This window comes from Bradyrhizobium sp. ERR14 (assembly GCF_014198235.1).
Lineage (GTDB): Bacteria > Pseudomonadota > Alphaproteobacteria > Rhizobiales > Xanthobacteraceae > Bradyrhizobium.
In genome coordinates this window covers 95208-118238 of sequence record NZ_JACIHD010000003.1, presented here as the reverse complement: position 1 = coordinate 118238, position 23031 = coordinate 95208, and the positions used below count along the sequence as shown (strand labels likewise).

Sequence of the window (23031 nt, the reverse complement as noted above, 5' to 3'; positions counted from 1 at the left end):
GCGCGCGGCATTCGGGGCCGGCCTCGTCTTGACCGCGATCGCTATAGCGAGCCCGGTCGGGGCCCAGCAGGTTTTCAACGGATCACAGACCACGCCGAACGGCACCGTCAACGGCGGGGGCGGCGTCTGGGACAACACGACGACCAACTGGACCGACGTCTTTGGCGCGACCAGCACCGCCTATGATCCCGCGTCAGCCGGCACGCTGTTCGGAAGCAGCGCTCCCTCGACGCCGGCGACGGGCGGCACGGTGACGGTTACGCCGGGCGGCGTGCAGCTCACCAGCCTCGTGGGCTTCGACCTCACCGCCGACGGCTCGATCTATACCATTCAGGGCGGCGACCTCAGGCTGGCTGCGGGCGGCACCACGTTCGTCACCAACGATGTGACCGGCACCAGCGATCCCTCGGCCGCGATCGTTTCGCGTATCGTCGGCAGCGACGGCATCAATGTTCAAGGACCAGGTACCCTGGCGCTGCTCGGCGCGAACTCCTATACCGGCGGCACCTTCATCTGCAATTGCGGATCCCTGCAGCTCGGTGACGCGACCCACACTGCGAGCATGGTCGGCGCCGTCACCAACGAGGGCCTCTTCAGCATCGTCAATGCCGACACGTCGGGAATCACGTCGATCCTGAACGCCTTCTCCGGCACGACGATGTTCCTCAACGCAAGCTCCGCCAACTCGATCGTGATCACCAACAACGGCCAGGTGTATTTCGGCGATCCGCTCGGGGGTGGAGCCGACACCGCGACGGCCGGTCGGGCCACCATCATCAATGACAGCGGCCTGATCGGCTTCTTCGGACGGACTAATGCAGGCGCGGCCAACATCACCAACCAGAATGGCGGCGGCACGATATTCATCGAGCAATCTTCGGCGGGCTCGGCGACGATCGTGAACAAGGATTTTGGCGGGACCGTGTTCGGGACGTTCGCCGGCTCCGACACGGCGACCGCCGGCAATGCAACCATCATCAATGAAGCCGACGGTCTCACCAATTTCGGCGCGTTCACGACGGCCGGCAATGCCACGATCATCACCAAGGACGGCGGCAGGACCGAATTCTTCGACAACTCCACCGGCGGCAACGCACGCTTCATCACCACCGGGACCGGCGTCGTCGATTTCGGTGGAGGCACCGGTCCGGCCGGCGATGGTCGCATCACCGCAGGATCGATCGAAGGCAGCGGCTTCTACTACATCGGCGGCGGCAATACCCTCGTCGTCGGCGGTAACAACCTCTCGACCGAGGTCAGCGGCGTCATCGGTGATACCTGCGGTTGCGGTCCCGCCGGCCCCGGCTCGCTGGAAAAGGTCGGCAGCGGCACGTTGATCCTCTCGGGCGCGAATACCTACACCGGCACGACCACGGTGAACGGCGGCATCCTGCGGGTCGATGGTGACATCTCGCAGTCGAGCCTGACCACCGTGAATGCAGGTGGTGCGTTGTTCGGCGCCGGAATCGTTGGCAATACCCTCATCGCCAACGGCGGTATCTATGCGCCCGGCGACGGCGGCCCGGGCTCGAGCATGCAGGTTCAGGGCGATCTCACGCTTCAGTCCGGCTCGGTCTATGTGGTGCAGGTCGGTAGCGGATCCAGCACGAGCCACGCGCTCGTCACCGGCAATGTCGCGCTGGACGGCACTGTCGGCGTCGCGCTGTATCCGGGCGCCGCGGTGATGAAGCACTATTCGATCATGAACTTCTTCGGCACCTCCGGCGGGAATTTTTCGGGCGTTGCCGCGCCGGGTGGCCTCATCGGCACGACGAGCGTCGGATCGAACGAGGTCTTCCTCGATTTCACGCTGAACTACGGCGCGAAATACGCGCTCAACGTCAACCAGCAGAACGTTGCCACGACGCTTCAGAATTTCTTCAACACCAACGGCTTCCTGCAGGCCGAACTCGCGGGTCTTGGTCCCGGGGGCCTGACGCAGGCCTCGGGTGAATCCGCAACGGGATCGCAGCAGACGACGTTCAATGCGATGAACCTGTTCATGAGCCTGTTGACCGACGTCTTCAGCTCTGGACGCAGCGGCACGGCTGGCGCGTCGCCATTTGCCGTGGACGCAAATGCGCGCGACAAGAGCGCGCGCGACGCCTTCGCCTCGATTTACCGCAAGGCACCGGCGGCAACCTTCGAGCAGCGCTGGGATGTGTGGACGGCCGGCTATGGCGGCTCGCAGACCACGGACGGCAATGCCGGTCTCGGCTCGAACACCACCAGCAGCAGTGTCTACGGCAATGCCGTGGGCCTCGATTACCGCTTCTCGCCGTCGACGATTGCGGGCTTTGCCCTCGCAGGCGGCGGGACCGCCTTCAACGTCAACGGGCTCGGCTGGGGTCGCTCCGACCTGTTCCAGGCCGGTGCCTTCGTGCGTCATACGGCCGGACCGGCCTACATCACAGCGGCGCTCGCCTATGGCTGGCAGGACGTCACGACCAACCGCGTCGTAACGGCTGCCGGTTATGACCAGCTGCGTGCGCAGTTCAACGCCAACGCGTTCTCGGGCCGCATCGAGGGCGGCTATCGCTATGCCATGCAGTGGGCCGGCCTCACGCCCTATGCCGCGCTCCAGGCCACCTTGTTCAGCCTTCCGACCTATGCAGAGGCTGCCGTGGTCGGCAGCAACGTCTTCGCTCTCAACTATGCCGCCAAGGACGTCACCAGCACGCGCACCGAACTCGGCCTGCGCGCGGACAGATCGTTTGCCGCGGCCGGTGGCCTCATGACCCTGCGCGGCCGCCTCGCCTGGGCACATGACTACAATCCGGACCGCACCGTCGGCGCGGTGTTCCAGACCCTGCCGGGATCGGCTTTCGTCGTGAACGGCGCCGCCCAGGCGCGCGATTCGGCTCTGACCACGGCATCAGCGCAGATGAACTGGATGAACGGCTGGTCTGCGTCGGCGACCTTCGAGGGAGAGTTCTCGAACCTCACCCGCTCCTACGCCGGCAAGGGCGTCGTGCGCTACGCGTGGTGAGGCATGGTCGCCTCCCTTGAGAGGGAGGATAGGGGAGGCGTCACTGCTTCTTCTGCGGCGGCTTGCGCGGCGGGCGCGGGGCGGCAGTGGGGGCCGGCGTCCCGCTCATCTTGTTGGCGGCCTCGCTGACGTCGAGCAGCGAGCGACGGATGTCCTCAAGGTAGCCGGCCGATTTTTTTCTCATGATGTCGGCGAGCTCGTGCAGCCCCTGTATCTTTTCGAACAGCTCGTCGGCCTTGCCGTCGACGAAGCCGGGCACCACGCCCTCGATCTTCGTGACCGCCTTGTCGAAGCCCGCGAAGGCGGTGTCGACCTTGGCCATGACGGAGTCGATTTCGCCACCCTTGCTCCGGAGGTCGGCGGTGTAGTCCTCGAACGTGCGCAGGCCTTCCTTGATCGCGGGGGCGTTGCTGACGATGGTGCGGTCGACACTGTGCAGGGTGTCGACGATGGACTCGGCGTCGCTGAGATCGGCGGTCAGCACGGGGATGCCGTCCGAGTCCAGCGGCACCGGCGGCGCGGAGGGCGCGCCCCCGATCAGCGAGATCGCGGCGACGCCGGTGAGGCCCTGGAACTCGATGCCCGCCACGGTGTCCTTGCGGATCGGCGCAGTGTTGTCGAGCATCACCAGCGCCACGATCCTGCGCGGATTGTCCAGCTTGATCGACAGGATCTGGCCGGCGGGCACGCCGTCGAAATTGACCGGTCCGCCGCGGCGCAGGCCGCTGGCGGACCCGCCTTCGAATACAACGCGCAACTGGCTGCGGCTCTGGATGGTGCGCCATTTCTGCACGCCGAGCAGGCCGCCGAACGCCACGGCAATCACCGTCAGCGTTGCCGTTCCGATCACCAGATTACTCGCGCGTGCCATCAGGCGATTCTACGGCCAAAGCGGGGAAGTTGGAAGAAGCCCCCAATGGTACGTAGGGCGGGTTAGCGAAGCGTAACCCGCCGTTTTCGCCGCAGCAGTCGTGTAAATTGGCGGATTACGCTGGCGCTAATCCGCCCTACGGCCTCAATGCCCGGCAACTCGCCTGGCAGCAGCATTGTTCAGCACGATCAGAGCGTCGACCGCTACGCCCGTCCTGGTGTTGATCAGGAACGGGTTGATATCGATCGAGGCGATCCGGTCGCCGGCATCCGCGATCAAATTGGACAGGCCGACCAGCGCCTTCACCGCGGAGGCCTCGTGCAGGGCCGGCTTGCCGCGATAGCCGCGCAGCTTGATCCCAGCCTTGGTGCGGCCGATCAGGAGCCGCGCCTCGGCCTCGTCCAGCGGCGTGCCGGCAAGCGCGACGTCTTTCATCAGCTCGATGTCGATGCCGCCGGTGCCGAACAGCACGACAGGTCCCATCTCGGCATCGAGCGAGGCGCCGACGACGAGCTCGAGCTCGGCCTTGACCTGCTGCGCGATCAAAATGCCGTCCAGCTTCGGCTTGCCCTTCAGCTTCGCGACCCGTGCGGTGATGTCGGCGAACGCCGTCTTCACCTCGGCCGCGCTGTTGAGGTTCAACACCACGCCGCCGATGTCGGATTTGTGCAGGATCTCGGCGCTGACGAGTTTTGCCACGACCGGAAAGCCGATCTGCTTGGCGATCTTCACCGCCTCGGCTGCGGTCTGTGCGATCGCCTCCTTCGAGATCGGAATGCCATAGGCCTTCAGGAGCTTCTTCGAGGCGACCTCGTCGAGCGCGGCGCCGCTCGCCGATTTCAGCGCCTTCTCCAGCACGGCGCGCGCGGCAGGTTTCGAGCTCGAGACGATATCGGGCACCTCCTTGCGCAGCCTGGCGTAGTCGAGCAGCGACTTGATCGCGGTCACCGCCCGGTCCATGCCCTGCATGACCGCGAGATGCGGCAGCGATTTGCGCAAGGTCTTGGTGAACTCGGTGAAGCCGATCGACATCGCGCTGATATAGATCACAGGCTTGCCGCCCTGGCGCGCCATGTCGTCGACGATACGCAAATTGCGCTCGCGAAGCTCGTGCGGGGCTTTCGGCAGCTCGGCATCGACGATGACAATGTCGATATCGGGGTCGTCGATCATCAGCTTGATCGACTTCATGTAGACGGAGGGATCGACCACCGCGGCAAAGCCGGCGTCGAGCGGGTTACCAACGATCGACCCCGGGCCGAGCATCTTTGCCAGCTCGGAGCCGACGTGCGGGCTGAGCGGCGCAAAGTTCAGGCCCTCGGCATAGAAGGCATCCAGCAGCATGCCGCGCTTGCCGCCGGACAGCGTGACCGCCGCGAGCCGGTCGCCTTTGGGCACGCCGCAATGAACGAAGCATTCGGTGGTCTCGATCAGTTCGTCGAGCCCGCCGACGCGGATGACGCCTTCGCGCGTTGCAATGGCGTCGAACGTCTCGATCGAGCCTGCAAGCGCACCCGTATGTGCCATCGCCGCGGCGCGGCCACCCTCGGACGAACCGAGCTTGAGTGCGATCACGGGTTTGCTGGCAGCGCGCGCTGCCTTGCAGGCATCGCGGAACGCCTTGGTGTTGCGTACGCCTTCGAGGTAGACGACGATCACCTTGATGCTCGGATCCTCGGCGAAATAGCGCATCAGGTCCGGCGTCTCGAGCCCGGCCTCATTGCCTGATGTCACCATGTAGCCGACGCCGACACCTCGATCCTCCAGCGCTTGGCGGATCGCCATGACGATCGCGCCGGACTGTCCTGCGATCGCCACCGCGCCCTGTTCCATGGTGACGATGCGGTCGTCGATGTTGGTGAAAAGCTTCTCGCCGGCGCTCAGATTGCCGAGGCAGTTCGGGCCGGTGACGGCAAGTCCCGTCTCGCGTATCGCCGCCTGCAATTCGGCCGCGAGCTTCTGGCTTTCCTCGTCCTGCAACTCGCTGAAGCCCGAGGTGACGATGGTGGCCGACCGTGCGCCGGCGGCCGCGGCATCGCGGATCACCTGGACGGCAAAGCGCGCCGGCACCAGCACCAGAACGTGATCCGGCTTTTCCGGGAGGCTCGCAAAGTCCTTGTAGCAGGGGACGCCCCAGATGGTTTCTCGCTTGGCGTTGACCGGATAGAGGCCGCCCTCGTAACCGTACTTGACCAGGTTATTCCAGATGCGTTCGGCATAATTGCCAGGCTTGTCGGTCGCGCCCACCAGCACGATGTTGTGCGGGTGCAGCATGGCGCGGATGCCCTTGACGATCTCTCCGGCATCGGGCGATGGAGACCATGGGCGCGGAGAAACCGATGCGGCGGGCACTTGAGCTTCCATGCGCTTCCCTCACTTCTTGTTCTTGTTGCAACGCGCGCCCGCGCGCCGGCTTCGGGGGCTGATCCTGGCCGCTCCATGCCGCGAGACGGAATGGGCAGGATCTGACGATAAGGCTAGCATCACGAGACTTTTGGCGAAAGTGCGAACGGTCCGGCAAGATGCTAGGAAACCGTGACCCTCATTCTCGCAAATGGTGATCATGCCGCTGCTGTCCATCGTGGTGCCGACCCTCGATCGTCCCGACACGCTTCGCCACGCGCTCGCGACCATGGCGTGCCAGCCTGCGGATGCAGATTGCGAGTTCATCGTTCAGAACAATGGCGGCAATCCCGAGATTGCGAAGATCGTCGCAGACCTCAGGGACGATCGCTTCAGGCATTTTGCCAGCGAGACCGTTCTGACCATGACCGACAATTGGGAGGCGGCGCTCGGCCACGCCTCGGGCGAGTACGTTGCCTTCATCGGCGACGACGACGGGCTGATGCCCTATGCATGCGCCGCGGCATCGGAGATGCTCTCCGGCCGAAACATCGATCTCCTGAGCTGGAGCGCCTACACCTATCACTGGCCGAGCTACTACCATCCGGCCTTCCGCAACCGGCTGCTCGCCGAGATCGACCTGACCTCGTCCGCACAGCGAGTTTCGTCGCGCGACGAACTGAGGCGCATCTTCGGTTTCCAGGCGAACTATGCGCATCTGCCGATGATCTACAATTCGTTCGTCCGCCGCAGCGTCATCGATCGAATGCGTGCGATCGGCGGCCGCTATTTCATCGGTCTATCGCCCGATGTGGCGTCCGGCATCGCCAACGCTGCGCTGACCGACAGTTTCATCCGGCTGTCGCGGCCGCTGAGCATGGCCGGATTCTCGCAGCACAGCACCGGTCACGCGCTGTTCTTCGAGACCACGGATCTGCTCGAGACGCCGCGAGGGGCGCGCGATTTCGGACCTATTGACGAGGATCCCCAACTTCCCGATCTCAACGCCCTCCAGCTCTTCATCGCCAAGGACATGCTTGTCCTCAAGCGTCTGCTGCTGGCGGATCACGACGAGGTGCGGCTCGACTTCAAGGCGCTGGCACAGGCGCTCGCGACCGACATCAACCATCGGCCGCCCCTGTATGATCGGACCGTGCAGACCATCGGCGAACTCGCGCGCACGCATGGGTTCGACGTCGCCGACATCATCATTCCTGCCCGCCTTGCGGACCGGCCGCCACCCGGCCGGGGTGTTAGCGTGACCGGACCGAACCGTGTGGCTTACGAGCTGGATGGTTCTGCGCTTGGGCTCAATTCGATTGCGGATGCAGTGCGCGTGATCGCGCAGTTCGTTCCGGATCAGGGGCCGTTCGATCCGGCCGCTCTGAAGGCTCCCGTGTCCTCGCCGATCCTCGGCGCAAAGCAGCTCGAATTCGCGCATGGCGGAGCGGGCGTCGCCGCGTTGATCGAGGGATGGAGCGAGCCGGAGCAATGGGGCACCTGGTCCATTGCCAGGAATTGCGTGCTCCGGTTCGAGGTCCATCCCATTCCGTCACGGCCGGTTGAGCTTGTGCTGACGTGCCGGGCCTTCGTTTCCGAGAGGAATCCGCAATTGCAGGCGGCATGCCGCGTCGGCAATGGAGCGCCGCAGCAACTGACATTCTCGAGAGAGGCGTTCGCGGGCTTGCGCAGGTTGATGCTCGATCCCGCCGCGATTGCCGCCGACGGGACGCTGACCATCAGCCTGTCGCTATCCGATCCACGCTCGCCCGCGGATCTCGGACTGAGCCCCGACGCGCGACCTCTCGGCATCGGGCTCGAGCGGATCTGGCTCGATCACGATGTCCATGCGGCACGAGGTGGGTGATCGCCGCCCGCTCAGTATCCTAGCAGGCTCAGCTTGTGGGCGTAATGAAAGATGACCTGCCTCGCGAGATAGGGGGCGATGGCGCGGCGAATCTGAATCTGTGTCGGATCGAAGCCGAGAGCGCGGCGCCGCAGTATGCCCATCTCCCGGACGCCGATCGCGTAGGTCGATGCCGTCTTCTGGGCATCATGGATTCGGAAGCAGGCGAGAAATCGCGGCAGGCGCACGAATTTGAATCCCGCGGCCTGCGCCCGCAGGATGAAGTCCCAATCCATCGCGTAGTGGAAGCTCTCGTCGATCGGACCGATCCTGTCCCATACGCGCCTGCGCCAGAACATCGTCTCCTGCGGGATATAGTCGGCATATTGCAGCGCGCGCCCGTCATGGGGCGGCAGCACGGCACGGCCCACCTCGAGTCCCTCGCGATCGACGAAGACGCGATGGCCATAGACGATGTCGACATGCGGATGCGACGTGAAGTAGTTGGCGACATAGGCCAGCGTCCCCGGCAGCAGCATGTCGTCGCTGTTGAGATAGGCCATGATCTCGCTGTCGACGCCGGCGAAGCCGAGATTGATGGCGTTCGATTGCCCGCTGTCAGGTTCGCTCTTCCAGCTGATGCTCTCGCCGCGGCCCTTCAGGAGATCAGCCGTGCCGTCGATCGAGGCGCCGTCCTGCACGTGGTAATACAGGTTCGGATAGTTCTGGCTCACGATGCTGTCGATCGTGGCGCCGAGATATTGCGCGTGGTTGTAGCTCGGCGTGACCATCGCGATCCGCGGTGCATTCTCATGGATCGAGGGTGCTGGCGGGAAAGCCCTTAGGTTGAGCAGGCGCGGTGGATATTGCTCGAAGGTCCACATCGGCGGACGCCGCCAGAGGCTCCGAAGCGAGGATCGTCTTTGCCCGGCGGCGATGAGATCCTGATTCCTTTCGAGCAGCGCGACGCGATTTTCGAGCTGCTCCAATCGCTGTTCGAGGCGCTGCCTGAACTCGTCGTCCATCTATCGAGCTTTCGCAAATTACAACGTCCAAAACAATGGAATCTTCTTACAGGTCTCTGGTCGACGGCGCCAGTTCACGGTCGCGTCAAACGCGATGGCCCGGCGTGTCCGGCGCGCTTTGAGAAGGCTCGATCGTTCCCGGATGGGTCGATTGCGAACCGCTATTCACGCGTTTCGATCAAGGTGGCATGCAGGACGTAGCGCTCCGGGCCGGACGTAACGGCGTCGAACGGCCAGCAGGTCGCGAGCACGAGTTCCACGCCCTGCGTCGAGGGGGCGATGCCCGACGCGTCGAAACGGACAACGGCCGAAGAATCCGCCCGATAGCGAAAATGCTTGCCGTCGCGGCGGGTGACCTCAATGACGTCTCCGACGGCAACATTTCGCAAGAAACGGAAATGTGTGTCACGATGCGCGGCGTATACGGCAACTCCCCGCTCGCCGGCATCAACCGTTTGATGGATGTGGCCCGGCCCGAAGGCGAGCGCCTGGCCGCTCGTACCTTCCAGCACGATCGCGCTGGCGCCAATCCGCTTCACTTCGATCCGCGCGACCGGCCAGGTATCGGCCCATGCCCATGGTTTGATCGCCTCGCCCGTCGCAAGGCTCTTGTCGAACGCGCGCTCCAGCAGCACCTGCGCCAGCCACGCTTTGGCATGGATGTAGGCGCCGTCGCCGAACAGGATGAGTCCGATCAGTGCCAGAACCAGGGGAGATAAGAGGCGGAGCATGACATCTACTCTCGTCACTTCGCTCTTCACAATGACAGAGAAAAAGGCGCGCGCGGCCGTTGGTATGGGACGGGCAGCCGCGCGCGCTAACAGAGGAGCTCGGGGAGGCTCCTCTCTCAAGCGGCGTCGGTGAGCAAGAGCCGACGCCGGTTGAACACGAACAGGATCAGGGCGAGCACGATCAGGACCAGGCCTGCGATCATCTTCAGCTCGGCTGAAGTTGCTGTCTTGGGCAGACGGATCGCGTCAGGCCCTGCGGGTGTCGGACGCCGCGCGGCCGGTGAGGTGCGCGCATCGGCGTGGCGTTCACGCAAGTGTGCCGGGACCTGCGGCCGTTCGCCGAACACCTTCTCGAACTCCCAGCCGGCGGGCAGGTTGATCGGCAATTCGCTGAGCTTGAGCGGCGCGCCTTCGGGCCGACTTGGCGTCTTGTCGACGGCGACAAGGCTGGTCAGGCGCGTGACGATCTGATGGTCGAGCGCCAGCGCCAGGATCGCCTTGTCGGCCTCCTCGGGCGCGAGCTCCCGCATGGCGCGCGCCACTTCGGCATCACCGATCTTGCGCCTGGCCCAGAGTTTCGACAGGCCGTTGCCTTCGGCGGCATTTTGCAGCGGCAGGGTTACCGACCATGGACGGTCGCCGACGCGGCCCCTGATCTCGAGCGAGCCCGCGAGCTTGTCGAGCTTTGCCGCCAGCACCAGCGGCTCGTCGCGATAGACGTCGGGGATGATCGCCGGGGTGATGTCGGCGTTGGCCTCGGAGAATTTCGCGGTAAGGCCGGTTACGGCCGGGTTTTCCAGCTTGGCGAACAAGCCGCGCATGCGCTCCTCCACCTGCTCGACGGAACCGATATGGGTGAAGGCACCACGGCCGAGCTCGGCGGCGCGTGTCATGAGATAGGTGTTGGGCGCCGACCCGATGCCGACCATGAAGACGCGCGAGCGGCCGCGCATCGCCGTGATCGTTTCGAACAATTGCTGTTCGTTGCCGATTGCGCCGTCGGTCAGGAAGACGACCTGGCGAACCATGCCGGTGTCGCCGAGCTTGTCGGCCAGCGCGGCGCGCATTGCCGGCACCATCTCGGTGCCGCCGCGCGCCTGCAACGCGCTCACGAACGAGGTGGCATCACCGACATGGGCCGCGTCTGCCGGCACGGAATCGGGAAACAGCACATCCATGGTATCGTCGAAACGGATGACGTTGAAGTGGTCGGTCGGCTGGAGCCGCGACAGAGCGTAGGCGAGGCTCGCCTTGGCCTGGACGATTGACGTGCCGCCCATCGAGCCCGAATTGTCGATCACGAACACGACCTCACGCGGCAATGGCTTCTGTGTCGTCTGTTCTGCGCTGGGCGGAGTGACGAAGGCGAGCAGGTAGTCGGCGTCGCCGACATGTTCGCGGAACAGGCCGACCGACGGCGCCTTCTCGGCGGCGGGCTTCCAGGTCAGCTCGAAGTCGCGGTCGGCGGGGACCGCGCCGTCGGCGAGCGTAATGACGCGATCCGTGTTGTCCGGACTTTCGACCTTGACCTTATGGTGGTGGCTCTTGACCTCGCCGAGCGCGAAGCCGGCCTTCAGGCGCACCGTGATGCTGGTCGGATTGACCGGTGCATTCCTGGCGGGATCCAGCACAGGCGGCGAGATACGGTCACGGTCCGGGACCGGGTCCGAGGTCGCCGCGCCCCAGCCCGATCCGTCCTTGCGGAAGTCGACGCTCTGGACGATCGGCGCCGGATTGTAGCGCGGTCCGACCACCAGCGGCAGGCGCATCGAATATTCGTTGCCGGATTGATGCACGGGTTCCTGATATTCGATCTGCACCAGCACGGTCTCGCCGGGGCCGATATTGGCAACCGAATTGGTGAAGATGTTCGGCCGCTCCTGCTCGGTGAGCGCGGCTCGCTGACCGGTGCGGCGCGCCTCCTCGTAGATCACGCGGGCCTGCTGCCGCTCCTTGATGTCTCCGACGATGACGCGGTCGCCGACCACCATCTTCAGCGTATCGACGGCGCCGCCGGCCGCGAGCGGATAGACATAGGTTGCTTCGACCCAGTCCTTGGTCGGGTTGCGGAATATTTGGGTGACGCGCGCGCGCAGCGTCGGGCCCGAGACGGTGATGTCGATGTCGGTGCCGAGGCGGATCGCTTCGGTGGTGGCGCCATCCTCCTTGAGGAAGAGGGAGCCGGACTTGGCGTCGCCGGGCTGGAGCAGGCTGGCCTGCTCTGTCGTGGCCGACCAACTGGTCCCGAAGCTGACGAGCAGGGCCACGAAGGCCATCAGCATCACCGCGATGCCCTGCGCGAGAAGAAACAATCCGAGCTTGATCAGCCCCTTCAACATGGGGTGCTCGTCGTTGTCGGCTGTGTCGTAGGTGTCCATTGGCCTGCTCCCGAAAGGACGTTTGCTGGCTCTGAGCATTCGCTGGGAGGGGCCGATTTCGCGAGCAGAATGATCGGTCATGTTCCGCCGCGGCCGGCCCGGGCAGGCCGCCGTGGGGCGCCCATGTGCGGTTTTGTGCTGGTTTGTCCGCCCTGCTAGAATGGCCGTGCTGGAGCAGGGTTAGCGATGCAGATTCAGGACAAATCCGCCGACAAGCAGCTTTCGGACGAGCAGAGCCGCGAGATCGCCGAGACCATTCGCGAGGAGCTCGCCAGACGCCGGATCTCCCGGCAGACGCTGGCCGAGCAGGCCAAGCTCAGCCTGTCGACGCTGGAGAAGGTGCTCGGCGGCCGACGGCCGTTTACGCTGGCGACGACGGTCCGGCTGGAGCAGGCGCTAGGCGTCTCCTTGCGGAAGAGTCCCGTCGTGGCGGCGCCTCAGGCCGCCAACGATGTCGCTCCCGACAGTCTTGGCTCCTATGCGCATCGCGCCGTGACCTGGCTCGAGGACGTCTACATCACGCTGCGGCCGTCGTTCGGCGACAAGGACGCGATCTTCGCGTACCGCACCGAGATCGTCTGGGAGCCGAAGGTGTCTTCGCTGGTCTTTCGGGAGGGCGATCGCACCGATACCGCCTACGAGCATACCGGCGAGGTCGCCGTCCCGCATCAGTCAGGCTTCATCTACCTCGTCATCATCAAGCACGGCCAGCATCGCGTGATCACGGTGTCGCGGCCGACGGTCGCCGGCGAGATGTACGGCATCATCTCGACGCTCCGCGCCGGGCCTGGTTCGCAGCTCACGCCGATCGCAGCGCCGATCGCCTACGTACCGCTCCGGAACGTCCCGAAGCCGTCGCTGGGGAGGGTCGGGCCCGGCGACGCCAACCATGCGTTGTACGGAAAGCATCTGCGCCGCACGGTGGAAGAATCCTTCGCACTGTTTCTGTCGGTATAGTCCGCAAGAAAGAATCCGGAATGGCGTTGCCTGCGTCTATAAGGGGGTATGCAGAACGCGCGCGCCCCATGCCTCGGCGAATCTCCGCTGTTCTCCATCATCATCCCGCTCGAATATCATCGCGGGCAATGGGAGCAGTCCTGGCTCGGCTGGACATCGCAGACCGCGGACAAGTCGCTTTACGAAATCATCCTGGTCGTGCCACCGGATTTCAAGACGCGCGAGGCGTTGAAAGCGCTGGCCGGCGACGAGGCTCGCCTCGAGTTCACTGATTCCGAACACGATATCGGGCTGTGCGCATTCGGCGCAACCAAAGCCCGCGGCAGCTATCTGTTCTTCACCGAATCGCACTGCTGGCCCGCGCCCGATGTGATCGAGCTGTGCATCCGCGCCATCGAGGCTCATCCCGAGTGGGCCGGCTTTTCCTGCCATTCGGTTCCGATCTGCCACAATCGATTGTCCGTGGCGGAGGCTGCGATGTATCAGGCCGACATCGAGTTCGGCATGAAGCGGCATCCCTGGCGCAAAGTGCTTGATCAGTGCTTCGTGACGCGGCGCGACGTCTATTGGGAATGCGGCGGCCTGCGCGAGGAGCTCGGCCATTTCGCCGAATGGGTGCTGGCTGCGGCATATCACGCGAGAGGCCATGCCATTGGTTATCTGCAAGAGGCGCGCTTCCATCACTATTACATAGGCAAGATCGGCGAGCTTAAGACGTTCACGCTCGATTTCGTTCGGGGCGAGATCCGCTATCTCGGCGAGGCGCACCGTGATCCCGGTAGCGAGTTGCTGGAAGTGCCCACCGAGTGGAGCAAGCGCGACGATTTCGACACCGCGCTTGCGCGGAGTGCCCTCGGCGCACGGATGCGATCCGCTCGAGTGAATGGCGAAAGCGTGCAGGCGCTCGGGCGCTGGGGCGTGATCGCGTTGGTCGGCGGCCGCTCTGCGCGCAGTTCAGCGCGCCTCTCCGCAGTCTATGCCCGCTGTGTGCTGACCATGCTCACCATGGGCGGCTCTCCCGACAGCATCGCGCGTTGGCTGAAGCGCTATATCGCCTCACTGATTCACTTTCAGCGCCTCGATTGCATTCAGGGCGGCAGCGAGCCCGCTGGCACGAAGCTGTCACGTCTCGGGGATGAGGTGATGGCGCAAGCCGGCTTCCACGCGTGCGAGGTCTGGCAGGGCCACAGCTTTCGCTGGAGTGAGCCGGAAGCTGCCTTGCGGATCAAGGTGTCGCCCGGACGCAGCATCATCCGCATCGTATCGCCCGAGATACGCGAGCCTTTGGATCGAATCGGGGTAAGGTTTTATCTCGACGGCATGCGGGTCGCCGATGCAGCGATCGCGATCGACGCCGGCGCCTTCGTCCTGCAACTCGATCAGCCGTCATCGGGCACGGCGATACTGGCATGGACATGTCCGCGCTTTGCGGCCGCCGGCGACGATCGCCGGCTGGGTTTGCCGGTGGCGGAGATCCGCATGGCGGCGGGCGAAGGCGCGAGCTGCGCGCCATCGCCCACGGCCATCATGTGCAACTAACCGCCCGTTTCGGCGCTGATGATATCGCCGAACAGCTCCCACTGGCCGGCCTTGAAGCGGATCATCTTGAGCTGCTCGATCGGCGCGAAATCGTTGGCGCCGGTGTTGATCTTGATGCCGGGGATCAGCGTATCGGGCGTAAAGTCCTTCAGGCTGGCGGCCTGCTTCATCACGTTCTCTCGCGTCAGATTGTCTCCGCACTGCTTCAGCGTCTGCGCCAGGGTCTGCGCGGCGGCATAGCCGTAGACGAGGTTGGTGTCGGAGACGTTGGCGCCCGGCATGTATTTGTCGATGAAGGCGAGAAACTTCTTCATGCCTTCGTCGTCCTTCCATTGCGGATCGGACGCGTCCTTCAGATAGGTCGCCGACAGCACGCCTTCCGACGCCTCGAGGCCCGCGGGTCTCATCACGGCGCCGATCGAGATCGAGACGTCGGTCATCACATGCATCGGCTTCCATTCGAGCTCGGCGATCTTCTTGATCGCCTGTGCCGCGAATTTCGGCGTCGAGATGTTGACGAAGACGTTGGCGCCGGTTCCCTTCAGCTTGACGATGTGGGAATCGATCGACGGCTCGGTGGTCTCGTAGCTCTCCTCCGCGACGACCAGCGAGGAGGCCTTGTCGCCGAAGATCTCCTTGATGCCGGCGACGTAGTCCTTGCCGAAATCGTCATTGGCATAGAAGATCGCGACCTTGGCATCTGGCTTGGCCTGCAGGATGTATTTGGCGAAGATCCGCGCCTCGACCCGGTAGCTGGGCTGGAAGCCCATGGTCCAGGGAAAATTCTTCGGGTCGTTCCACTTGCTGGCGCCGGTGGCGAGGAACAGCTGCGGCACCTTCTTGGCATTGTGATATTTCTGCACGGCGGTCTGGGTCGGGGTGCCCAGCGCGTTGAAGATCAGGAATACTTCGTCGCTCTCGATCAGCTTGCGGACCTGCTCCACGGTCTTGGGCGGCGAATAGCCGTCATCGTAGGAGATCCAGTTGATCTTGCGGCCGTTGATGCCGCCCTGGTCGTTGACCATCTTGAAATAGGCTTCCTCGGTCTTGCCGATGATGCCGTAGGCGGAGGCCGGACCGGAATAGGCCTCGACGTTGCCGATCTTGATCTCGGTGTCGCTGGCGCCGGTGTCGTATTTCTTCTGCGCGAAAGCGCCCTGGGTGGAGAGTAGCGTCAGGGCAGTTGCCGCGGCGAGCAGGACGAGTTTCTTGTTCTTCATGGAAATTCCTTGGGGTTTCTTGTTGGGTCGAGCAGGCACTTCAAAAAAGAAAAAGCGCCCGCGAGGGGCGCTTGGGTCAGGCGTTGGCGACTTTCTTGTCGACTTCGGAGGCCACCGAGAACTCCTTGCGCAAGGTCGGCTTGTGGATCTTGCCCGTGGCGTTGCGCGGCAGCGCGTCGACGAAGCGGATCTGGCGCGGACATTTGAAGCGCGCCAGATTGGCCGCGCAATGCGCGAGGACATCGACCTCGGTCAGCTTTTGGCCCGGCTTGACCGCGACGATAGCAAGGCCCACTTCGCCCCATTGGGGATCGGAAATGCCGATCACGGCAGCTTCGGCAACGGCCGCGAGCTGGTGCAGGACGTTCTCGACCTCGGCCGGATAGACGTTCTCGCCGCCGGAGATGTACATGTCCTTCCAGCGGTCGACGATGTAATAGAAGCCCTCTTCGTCGACGCGCGTCGCGTCACCGGTGTGCAGCCAGCCGTCGGTGAAGGAGGTCTTGTTCGCCTCCGGCCTGTTCCAGTAGCCCGGCGTGATGTTCGGCCCCTTGACCCAGAGCTCACCGAGCTCGCCGACGTCGGCGTCGCTGCCGTCAGGGCGCACGATGCGCACTTCGGTGTGCAGCACGGGCTTGCCGGCGGAGCCGGCCTTGCGCGCGGCATCCTCGCGGTCGAGCACCAGCACGGCCGGCGAGGTCTCGGTCATGCCGTAGCCTTGCTGCAACGCGACGCCGCGCGCCTCCCACACTTTCAAGAGCGGCACCGGCATCGGTGCGCCGCCGACGCCGCCGACGATCAGCCGGCCGAGATCGGTCGTCGCGAAGGCGGGGTGCTGCGCCATGAACTGGTAGATCGCGGGCACGCCGAAGAACACGTTGATGCCCTGTGCGGGATCGTCAATCAGGCCGAGCGCGGTGCCGGGATCGAAGGCGCGCATGATCATCACGGTGCCGCCAGCATGCAGCACCGGATTGGTGTAGCAATTCAGCCCGCCGGTGTGGAACAGCGGCAGCACGGTGAGCAGCACCGAGGACGGCCCGATGCAGGCGGGGCCGCCGAGATTGACGCAATTCCAGAAGGTCATGCCATGGGTGATGGTCGCGCCCTTCGGATGTCCCGTCGTGCCCGACGTGTACATGATGGTCGAGACGTCATCGAGCGTGACCTGCTCGATCGCCTCGAGCGGCTTTGCGCCGGCGATGCCGGCCTCATAGGCCCCGCCGGGCCCGAGCAGCAGGCTGGTCGCAATGCCGCACAGCTTTGCGACGCTGAGCGCGGTCTCGGTGAGATCGGCGTCGTGGATCATCACCTTCGGTGCGCAGTCGCCGGTGATGAACTGAAGCTCGGGAACGGCGAGCCGGGTGTTCAGCGGCACGAAGATCGCGCCCAGGCGGCCGCAGGCGAACTGCACCTCCAGCGTATCGGTCGTGTTCAGGGCCAGCACCGCGACGCGGTCGCCGCGTGAGACGTTCAGCGTATGGCGCAGGAATGAGGCGAGGCGCGAGACGCGGGCGTCCAGCTGTGCATAGGTGAAGCGGCGCTCGCTCGCAAGATCGACCAGCGCGACCTTGTCAGGCGTGCGGCGGCCATGGTGAACGATCCAGTCGTAGTAACGAACGGCCAAGAATTCCTCCCTCGGCGGCCTTTGCCGCCAGCATCCCTATTGCCGTGCACCATGCCCGGCGTGGCCTTGGGGCCAGCCGGAGTTGGTGCATCGACGTCTTTTTTTGATTTGGAGTTGGCGCGCGAGGGGGCAAAATCGTCTTGCGTTGAGTTGCTAGGCCATGGCCTGCGCCGCAGTGGTTCTTTGGTCAGCCACTCTGCGCAAGTGAGCCGCCGATGTTCCGGCCATGGTGAACGAGACGAATCCGTCCGCGAGGCGAGACTGCGATGAAGAGCCCGTTCTATACCGCCGAGCACGATGCCTTCCGCGAAATGATGCGCCGCTTCGTCGAGAAGGAGATCTCCCCGTTCGCCCATGAGTGGGACGAGGCTGGCGAATTCCCGCGCGCGCTCTATCGCAAGGCGGCCGAGATCGGCCTGTTGGGGCTGGGATTCCCCGAGGAATATGGTGGGATCGCCGCCGACCAGTTCATGAAGATCGTGGCCAGTCAGGAGCTGGCGCGCGCGGGCGCCGGCGGCGTCAGCGCCAGCCTGATGAGTCACACCATCGGCTCGCCACCGATTGCGCGGGCGGCACGGCCGGAGGTAAAGGCACGCGTGCTGCCGCAGGTGCTGTCGGGCGACAAGATCTCCGCGCTCGCGATCACCGAGCCGGGCGGCGGCTCCGATGTCGCGAACCTCGCCACAAGGGCGCGGCGCGACGGCGATCACTACGTCGTGAGCGGTGAGAAGACCTTCATCACCTCAGGCGTCCGCGCCGACTATCTGACCGTTGCTGTGCGCACGGGCGGCGAAGGTGCCGGCGGCGTCAGCCTGCTCCTGATCGAGGGCGATACGCCCGGCCTGTCGCGCACCAGGCTGAAGAAGATGGGCTGGTGGGCCTCCGATACCGCGACGCTGCATTTCGACCAATGCCGCGTGCCGGCCGAAAACCTGATCGGCGAGGAAGGCCAGGGCTTCAAGATCATCATGCAGAATTTCAACAGCGAGCGCATGGGCATGGCGGCCGGCTGCACCGCCTTCGCGCGGGTTTGCCTGGACGAGGCGATCGCCTACGCCAAGGAGCGCAAGACTTTTGGCAAGCCGCTGGCGCAGCACCAGGTCATCAGGCACAAGATCGTCGACATGGCACAGAAGGTGGCGGCGTCACAGGCGATGCTGGAGATGCTGGCCTGGCGGCTCGAGCAGGGCGAGAGCCCGGTCGCCGAAATCTGCATGATGAAGAACCAGGCGACGCAGACCATGGCCTTCTGCGCCTCGGAAGCCGTACAGATCTTCGGCGGCGCCGGCTTCATGCGCGGCATCAAGGCCGAGCGCATCTACCGCGAGGTCAAGGTCAACGCCATCGGCGGCGGCACCGAGGAGATCATGAAGGATCTGGCCAGCCGGCAGATGGGGTTGTGATCACCACCGTGGGGCGATGCCAAGCGCCGAACTACGATGCGCAATTGCGCATCGGAGAATCTCGACATTGTAGGACCTGATCTCTGGTTTCCGGGTTCGCGCTTCGCGCGCCCCGGAATGACAAAGGGGAAAGAATGCTATTCACCGCCGACCACGACGACATTCGCCGTAGCTTACAAAAGTTCATCGCCAACGAGATCAATCCTCATGTCGATGAATGGGAAAAGGCCGACATCTTCCCGGCGCACGAGCTGTTCAAGAAGATGGGCAGCCTCGGCTTCCTCGGCCTGAACAAGCCCGTGGAGTTCGGCGGCTCCGGCCTCGACTACTCCTACGCGCTGATGATGGCGGAGGAGCTGGGTGCCATCACCTGCGGCGGCGTGCCGATGGCGATCGGGGTGCAGACCGACATGGCGACGCCCGCGCTGGCGCGGTTCGGCTCGGATGAGGTGCGCCGCGAGTTCCTGGCGCCCTCGATCTCGGGCGATTTCGTCGCTTGCATCGGCGTCTCCGAGCCCGGTGCGGGCTCCGACGTGGCCTCGATCAAGACCCAGGCGCGCTCCGACGGCGACGATTATGTCATCACCGGCGGCAAGATGTGGATCACCAACGGCACCCAGGCCGACTGGATCTGCCTGCTCGCCAACACCGGCGACGGGCCCGTTCACCGCAACAAGTCGCTGATCTGCGTGCCCATGAAGAGCAAGGGCGTCACCGTCGCCCGCAAGCTCGACAAGATGGGCATGCGCTCCTCCGACACCGCGCAGATCTTCTTCGACAATGTCCGCGTGCCCAAGCGCAACCGGATCGGCGAGGAGGGCAAGGGCTTTACCTACCAGATGATCCAGTTCCAGGAGGAGCGGCTCTGGGGTGCGGCGGCCTGCCTGAAGGCGCATGAATACATCATCGATCAGACCATCGAATATACCCGCAACCGCAAGGCCTTCGGGAAGTCGATCCTCGACAACCAGGTGGTGCACTTCAAGCTGGCGGAGATGCAGACCGAGGTCGAGCTGCTGCGCGCGCTGATCTATCGGGCCGCCGAGCAGTTGGTGGCCGGCGAGGACGTGACGAAGCTCGCCACCATGGCCAAGCTCAAGGCCGGCCGGCTCGGCCGCGAGCTCACCGACGCCTGCTTGCAATATTGGGGCGGAATGGGCTTTACCAACGAGACGCCGGTCAGCCGCGCCTATCGCGACAGCCGCCTGACCTCGATCGGCGGCGGTGCCGACGAGGTCATGCTGATGGTCCTGTGCAAGATGATGGGCACGCTGCCCGGCAGCAAAGGAAACGCCCGATGATCACGCTCTATCACTGCGACGCCGCGCGCTCGTTCCGCCCGCTCTGGATGCTGGAGGAGATGGGGCTGCCGTATGAGCTGAAGATGCTGCCATTCCCGCCGCGGGTCTTCGCCAAGGAATATCTCGCGCTCAATCCGCTCGGCACGATTCCCTTCATGGTCGACGGCGAGACGAAGATGACCGAATCCTCCGGCATCTGCCACTATCTCGGCATCAAGCATGGCCCGACGCCGCTGATGGTCGGGCCGGAAGATCCCGCCTATGGCGCGTTCCTGAACTGGATGTATTTCAGCGACGCCACGTTAACCTTCCCGCAGACGCTGGTGCTCCGATACACCCAGCTCGAGCCGGAGGAGCGGCGCAATCCGCAGGTCGCCGGCGACTATGCAAAATGGTTCCTGGGCCGGTTGCGTGCCGTCGAGGCCGCGACGGCCAATGCCGAAACATTGTGCGCCGGCCGCTTCACCGCCGCTGACATTGTCATCGGTTATGCGCTTCGGCTGGCCGACAACATCGGGCTCGCCAAGGATTTTGGGCCAAATGTCGCAGCCTATTGGGCCCGCCTGCAGCAGCGCGACGGTTTCAAGCGTGCGGTTGCTGCGGAACAGAAGGCTGGCGCCGAGCAGAATGTTGCACCGCGCGTGAGGGCGTAAACCTCCGCGCGTCGAGACTACAGTCTCACGATGGTTCCGGACCGGCGCATCGCTGTCCTGGAATGCCAACGCCTTGCGCTCGATGACAGCGCTATCCCGCCGTGACAGCGCCCAAATTTCCGCTAAGGTGACCTCCGTCCGCAGCGGCCAGAGAGCCGCGCGAGGAGGATCCCCAATGGAAGATAAAGGTCGCGAATCCGACCATCTGATGCTGATCACGCCGGAGCGGGTATTCTATGCCGGCCTGCTCGGGCGCCCTCGCAAGCGGACCCCCGGCTGCTGCCATATCTACGTCGCGGTGAAAGGCAGCCTGCACCTGACGATCGACGACGTCCACACGTCGGACGAACTGATCGTGACCCTGCCGAACCAGCGGCATTCCATCGCCAGCGACTACCGCACTGCAATCAGCGTGACCCTCGAGCCGGAAAGCATGCCGGATGGCGTGATCGAGGCTTTGGCCGAGCGGCTGCGCGGGCCAGACAAGGCTCTCTATGCCCGCAAGATCCTGGCCGCTTACGCATTGCTGCGCCAGCGCCGTTATGGCGACATCACCACCGCCGAGTTCGACGAGATGTGCTTTGGCGAGGCGCTTGCTCGCCGCGAGCTCGATCCGCGCGTGACCCGCGCCGTCGCCCGCATCGAGCGTTTCTCCGGCGAGCCGGTGACGGCCGACACCTGTGCGGCGGAAGCAGGGCTCTCGGCCTCGCGCTTCCTGCATCTGTTCAAGGAAGAGACCGGCATCTCGTTCCGCTCCTTCCGCGCCTGGAAGCGCGCACGGCATCTGCTGCACTTCGCCAACCAGGACCTCAACCTCGCCCATCTCGCGCAGGACATCGGCTATCCCGACTCCACGCATTTCAGCCATTCGATCCGCCGCTTCTACGGATTGAAGCCGCGCGCGATCTTCGTCGGCTCGCGCGACCTTGCGATCTATCGCAGCACCGAGACGGTGAGGCTCGCGGAGGCGAGTTAGGCTCGCTCTCGTAGGGTGGGCAAAGGCGCTCTTGCGCCGTGCCCACCACCTCTCGGCAACTGGCAAAGATGGTGGGCACGCTTCGCTTTGCCCACCCTACGAATTCGTCGTGTTTTCCAGCTTCTCCGCGCAAGAAGCCGCATGCCACCCATCCCATGATCGCAAGCGTTGAATTCTCAACGTGCGAGATATCCAAGGCATGAGCGACAAGGCCGTCATCACCTGCGCGCTGAACGGCGTGCTCACCGACCCCAAGCAGCACAATGTGCCCGTGACGCCCGAGCAGATGGCGCGCGAGGCCAAGGCTGCGTTCGACGCCGGTGCGTCCGTCATGCACATCCACCTGCGCCAGCAGGCGCCGGGCAAGGGCCATCTGCCGTCCTGGGAGGTCGCCGTCAGCAGGGAGATCCAGCAGGCGATCCGTGAAGCCTGTCCCGGCGTGATCATCAATCACACCTCGGGGGTGTCAGGGCCGAACTACTCCGGCGCGCTCGACTGCATCCGTGAGACCAGGCCGGAGATCGCCGCCTGCAACGCCGGCTCGCTGAATTATCTGAAGGTGAAGGCCGACAATACCTGGGCCTGGCCACCGATGATGTTCGACAACGCGGTCGAGAAGGTGAAGGACTATCTCGACGTCATGAACGCGGTTGGCACCATCCCCGAGTTCGAATGTTTCGACGTCGGCATCGTCCGCTGCGTCGGCATGTACACGCAGGTCGGCATGTACAAGGGACCGCTCGAGTATAATTTTGTGATGGGCGTCGCTTCGGGAATGCCTTCGGATCCGGAGCTGCTGCCGATCCTGATCAAGCTGAAACGTCCCGAGGCGCATTTTCAGGTCACCGCGATCGGCCGCGAGGAGATCTGGCCGCTGCACCAGCGCTGCGCCGAGCTCGGTGGCCACCTGCGCACCGGTCTCGAGGACACCTTCTATCTCGCCGACGGCAAGAAGGTGACGTCGAACGGCCAGCTCATCGAGGCCGTCGCCGCCTGCGCCCGCCGTGCCGGCCGCGAGATCGCGAGCCCCGCCGAGGCGCGGAAGATCTTTGGGACGAATCGCTGAATGTAGCCCCAGCCGCCATTGCGAGCGAAGCGAAGCAATCCAGAGTGCATCCGCGGAAACAGACTGGATTGCTTCGTCGCTTCGCTCCTCGCAATGACGGGTAGGA

At 64.4% G+C, this 23031-nt stretch carries 16 protein-coding genes; 9 read left to right on the top strand and 7 right to left on the bottom strand.

What is annotated here, in order from left to right:
* The first annotated feature begins 28 nt into the window (after positions 1 to 28).
* Complete coding sequence (locus tag GGD62_RS10400) at positions 29 to 2989, top strand: autotransporter domain-containing protein (RefSeq protein WP_183708356.1); 2961 nt, start codon at positions 29 to 31, stop codon at positions 2987 to 2989.
* Positions 2990 to 3029: 40 nt separating this feature from the next.
* Here GGD62_RS10400 and GGD62_RS10395 read toward each other — a convergent pair whose 3' ends face one another.
* Complete coding sequence (locus GGD62_RS10395; RefSeq protein ID WP_018316782.1) at positions 3030 to 3860, bottom strand: MlaD family protein; 831 nt, start codon at positions 3858 to 3860, stop codon at positions 3030 to 3032.
* Between the two features lie 144 nt (positions 3861 to 4004).
* Positions 4005 to 6224, bottom strand: a complete 2220-nt coding sequence (locus GGD62_RS10390) for an acetate--CoA ligase family protein (RefSeq protein ID WP_183708355.1) — start codon at positions 6222 to 6224, stop codon at positions 4005 to 4007.
* 199 nt (positions 6225 to 6423) lie between these two features.
* Between GGD62_RS10390 and GGD62_RS10385 the strand changes: the two genes are divergently transcribed.
* Positions 6424 to 8070, top strand: coding sequence for a glycosyltransferase (locus GGD62_RS10385; protein WP_246800051.1), 1647 nt, complete (start codon positions 6424 to 6426; stop codon positions 8068 to 8070).
* Between the two features lie 11 nt (positions 8071 to 8081).
* Here GGD62_RS10385 and GGD62_RS10380 read toward each other — a convergent pair whose 3' ends face one another.
* From GGD62_RS10380 to GGD62_RS10370, 3 genes are all read right to left on the bottom strand, one after another.
* Entirely contained in the window at positions 8082 to 9074 is a 993-nt protein-coding gene (locus GGD62_RS10380) for a glycosyltransferase (RefSeq protein WP_018316785.1), read from the bottom strand.
* Positions 9075 to 9235: 161 nt separating this feature from the next.
* A complete protein-coding gene (locus GGD62_RS10375) occupies positions 9236 to 9805 on the bottom strand; it encodes a class GN sortase (RefSeq protein ID WP_179732973.1) in 570 nt (189 codons plus the stop codon).
* A gap of 116 nt (positions 9806 to 9921) precedes the next feature.
* Positions 9922 to 12183, bottom strand: a complete 2262-nt coding sequence (locus GGD62_RS10370) for a marine proteobacterial sortase target protein (protein ID WP_183708352.1) — start codon at positions 12181 to 12183, stop codon at positions 9922 to 9924.
* A 186-nt stretch (positions 12184 to 12369) separates the two neighbouring features.
* Between GGD62_RS10370 and GGD62_RS10365 the strand changes: the two genes are divergently transcribed.
* Entirely contained in the window at positions 12370 to 13140 is a 771-nt protein-coding gene (locus GGD62_RS10365) for a helix-turn-helix transcriptional regulator (protein ID WP_179732977.1), read from the top strand.
* A 48-nt stretch (positions 13141 to 13188) separates the two neighbouring features.
* Positions 13189 to 14679, top strand: coding sequence for a glycosyltransferase family 2 protein (locus tag GGD62_RS10360; RefSeq protein ID WP_183708350.1), 1491 nt, complete (start codon positions 13189 to 13191; stop codon positions 14677 to 14679).
* Here the strand turns inward: GGD62_RS10360 and GGD62_RS10355 are convergent.
* Together GGD62_RS10355 and GGD62_RS10350 are read right to left on the bottom strand one after the other, a co-directional pair.
* Positions 14676 to 15899: an ABC transporter substrate-binding protein gene (locus GGD62_RS10355; protein WP_183708348.1), complete on the bottom strand. Its 1224-nt coding sequence runs from the start codon at positions 15897 to 15899 to the stop codon at positions 14676 to 14678. The two genes, GGD62_RS10360 and GGD62_RS10355, sit on opposite strands and share 4 nt — an antisense overlap.
* A 76-nt stretch (positions 15900 to 15975) precedes the next feature.
* A complete protein-coding gene (locus GGD62_RS10350) occupies positions 15976 to 17526 on the bottom strand; it encodes a long-chain fatty acid--CoA ligase (RefSeq protein WP_183708346.1) in 1551 nt (516 codons plus the stop codon).
* A 266-nt stretch (positions 17527 to 17792) separates the two neighbouring features.
* On the opposite strand from GGD62_RS10350, the gene GGD62_RS10345 reads away from it, so the two are divergent.
* From GGD62_RS10345 to GGD62_RS10325, 5 genes are all read left to right on the top strand, one after another.
* The gene (locus GGD62_RS10345) at positions 17793 to 18929 is read left to right on the top strand and encodes an acyl-CoA dehydrogenase family protein (protein ID WP_183708344.1); all 1137 of its coding nucleotides are present in this window, start codon (positions 17793 to 17795) and stop codon (positions 18927 to 18929) included.
* Positions 18930 to 19063: 134 nt separating this feature from the next.
* Positions 19064 to 20230 carry an acyl-CoA dehydrogenase family protein gene (locus GGD62_RS10340; RefSeq protein ID WP_183708342.1) on the top strand — a complete coding sequence of 389 codons (1167 nt, stop codon included), beginning with the start codon at positions 19064 to 19066 and terminating at the stop codon, positions 20228 to 20230.
* Positions 20227 to 20883: a glutathione S-transferase family protein gene (locus GGD62_RS10335; RefSeq protein ID WP_028139679.1), complete on the top strand. Its 657-nt coding sequence runs from the start codon at positions 20227 to 20229 to the stop codon at positions 20881 to 20883. The genes GGD62_RS10340 and GGD62_RS10335 overlap by 4 nt, the downstream gene beginning before the upstream one ends.
* A gap of 175 nt (positions 20884 to 21058) precedes the next feature.
* A complete protein-coding gene (locus GGD62_RS10330; protein WP_092251622.1) occupies positions 21059 to 21859 on the top strand; it encodes an AraC family transcriptional regulator in 801 nt (266 codons plus the stop codon).
* A gap of 199 nt (positions 21860 to 22058) precedes the next feature.
* The gene (locus GGD62_RS10325; protein WP_183708340.1) at positions 22059 to 22925 is read left to right on the top strand and encodes a 3-keto-5-aminohexanoate cleavage protein; all 867 of its coding nucleotides are present in this window, start codon (positions 22059 to 22061) and stop codon (positions 22923 to 22925) included.
* The last annotated feature ends 106 nt before the right edge of the window (positions 22926 to 23031 follow it).

What these genes read in the sequence shown, in the direction of transcription:
- GGD62_RS10330 (WP_092251622.1), top strand. Translation starts at nt 21,059, where the DNA reads ATGGAAGATAAAGGTCGCGAATCCGACCATCTGATGCTGATCACGCCG.
- GGD62_RS10340 (WP_183708342.1), top strand. Translation starts at nt 19,064, where the DNA reads ATGCTATTCACCGCCGACCACGACGACATTCGCCGTAGCTTACAAAAG.
- GGD62_RS10380 (WP_018316785.1), bottom strand. Translation starts at nt 9,074, where the DNA reads ATGGACGACGAGTTCAGGCAGCGCCTCGAACAGCGATTGGAGCAGCTC.
- GGD62_RS10335 (WP_028139679.1), top strand. Translation starts at nt 20,227, where the DNA reads ATGATCACGCTCTATCACTGCGACGCCGCGCGCTCGTTCCGCCCGCTC.
- GGD62_RS10365 (WP_179732977.1), top strand. Translation starts at nt 12,370, where the DNA reads ATGCAGATTCAGGACAAATCCGCCGACAAGCAGCTTTCGGACGAGCAG.
- GGD62_RS10395 (WP_018316782.1), bottom strand. Translation starts at nt 3,860, where the DNA reads ATGGCACGCGCGAGTAATCTGGTGATCGGAACGGCAACGCTGACGGTG.
- GGD62_RS10360 (WP_183708350.1), top strand. Translation starts at nt 13,189, where the DNA reads ATGCAGAACGCGCGCGCCCCATGCCTCGGCGAATCTCCGCTGTTCTCC.
- GGD62_RS10390 (WP_183708355.1), bottom strand. Translation starts at nt 6,224, where the DNA reads ATGGAAGCTCAAGTGCCCGCCGCATCGGTTTCTCCGCGCCCATGGTCT.
- GGD62_RS10370 (WP_183708352.1), bottom strand. Translation starts at nt 12,183, where the DNA reads ATGGACACCTACGACACAGCCGACAACGACGAGCACCCCATGTTGAAG.
- GGD62_RS10385 (WP_246800051.1), top strand. Translation starts at nt 6,424, where the DNA reads ATGCCGCTGCTGTCCATCGTGGTGCCGACCCTCGATCGTCCCGACACG.
- GGD62_RS10325 (WP_183708340.1), top strand. Translation starts at nt 22,059, where the DNA reads ATGAGCGACAAGGCCGTCATCACCTGCGCGCTGAACGGCGTGCTCACC.
- GGD62_RS10345 (WP_183708344.1), top strand. Translation starts at nt 17,793, where the DNA reads ATGAAGAGCCCGTTCTATACCGCCGAGCACGATGCCTTCCGCGAAATG.
- GGD62_RS10355 (WP_183708348.1), bottom strand. Translation starts at nt 15,899, where the DNA reads ATGAAGAACAAGAAACTCGTCCTGCTCGCCGCGGCAACTGCCCTGACG.
- GGD62_RS10375 (WP_179732973.1), bottom strand. Translation starts at nt 9,805, where the DNA reads ATGCTCCGCCTCTTATCTCCCCTGGTTCTGGCACTGATCGGACTCATC.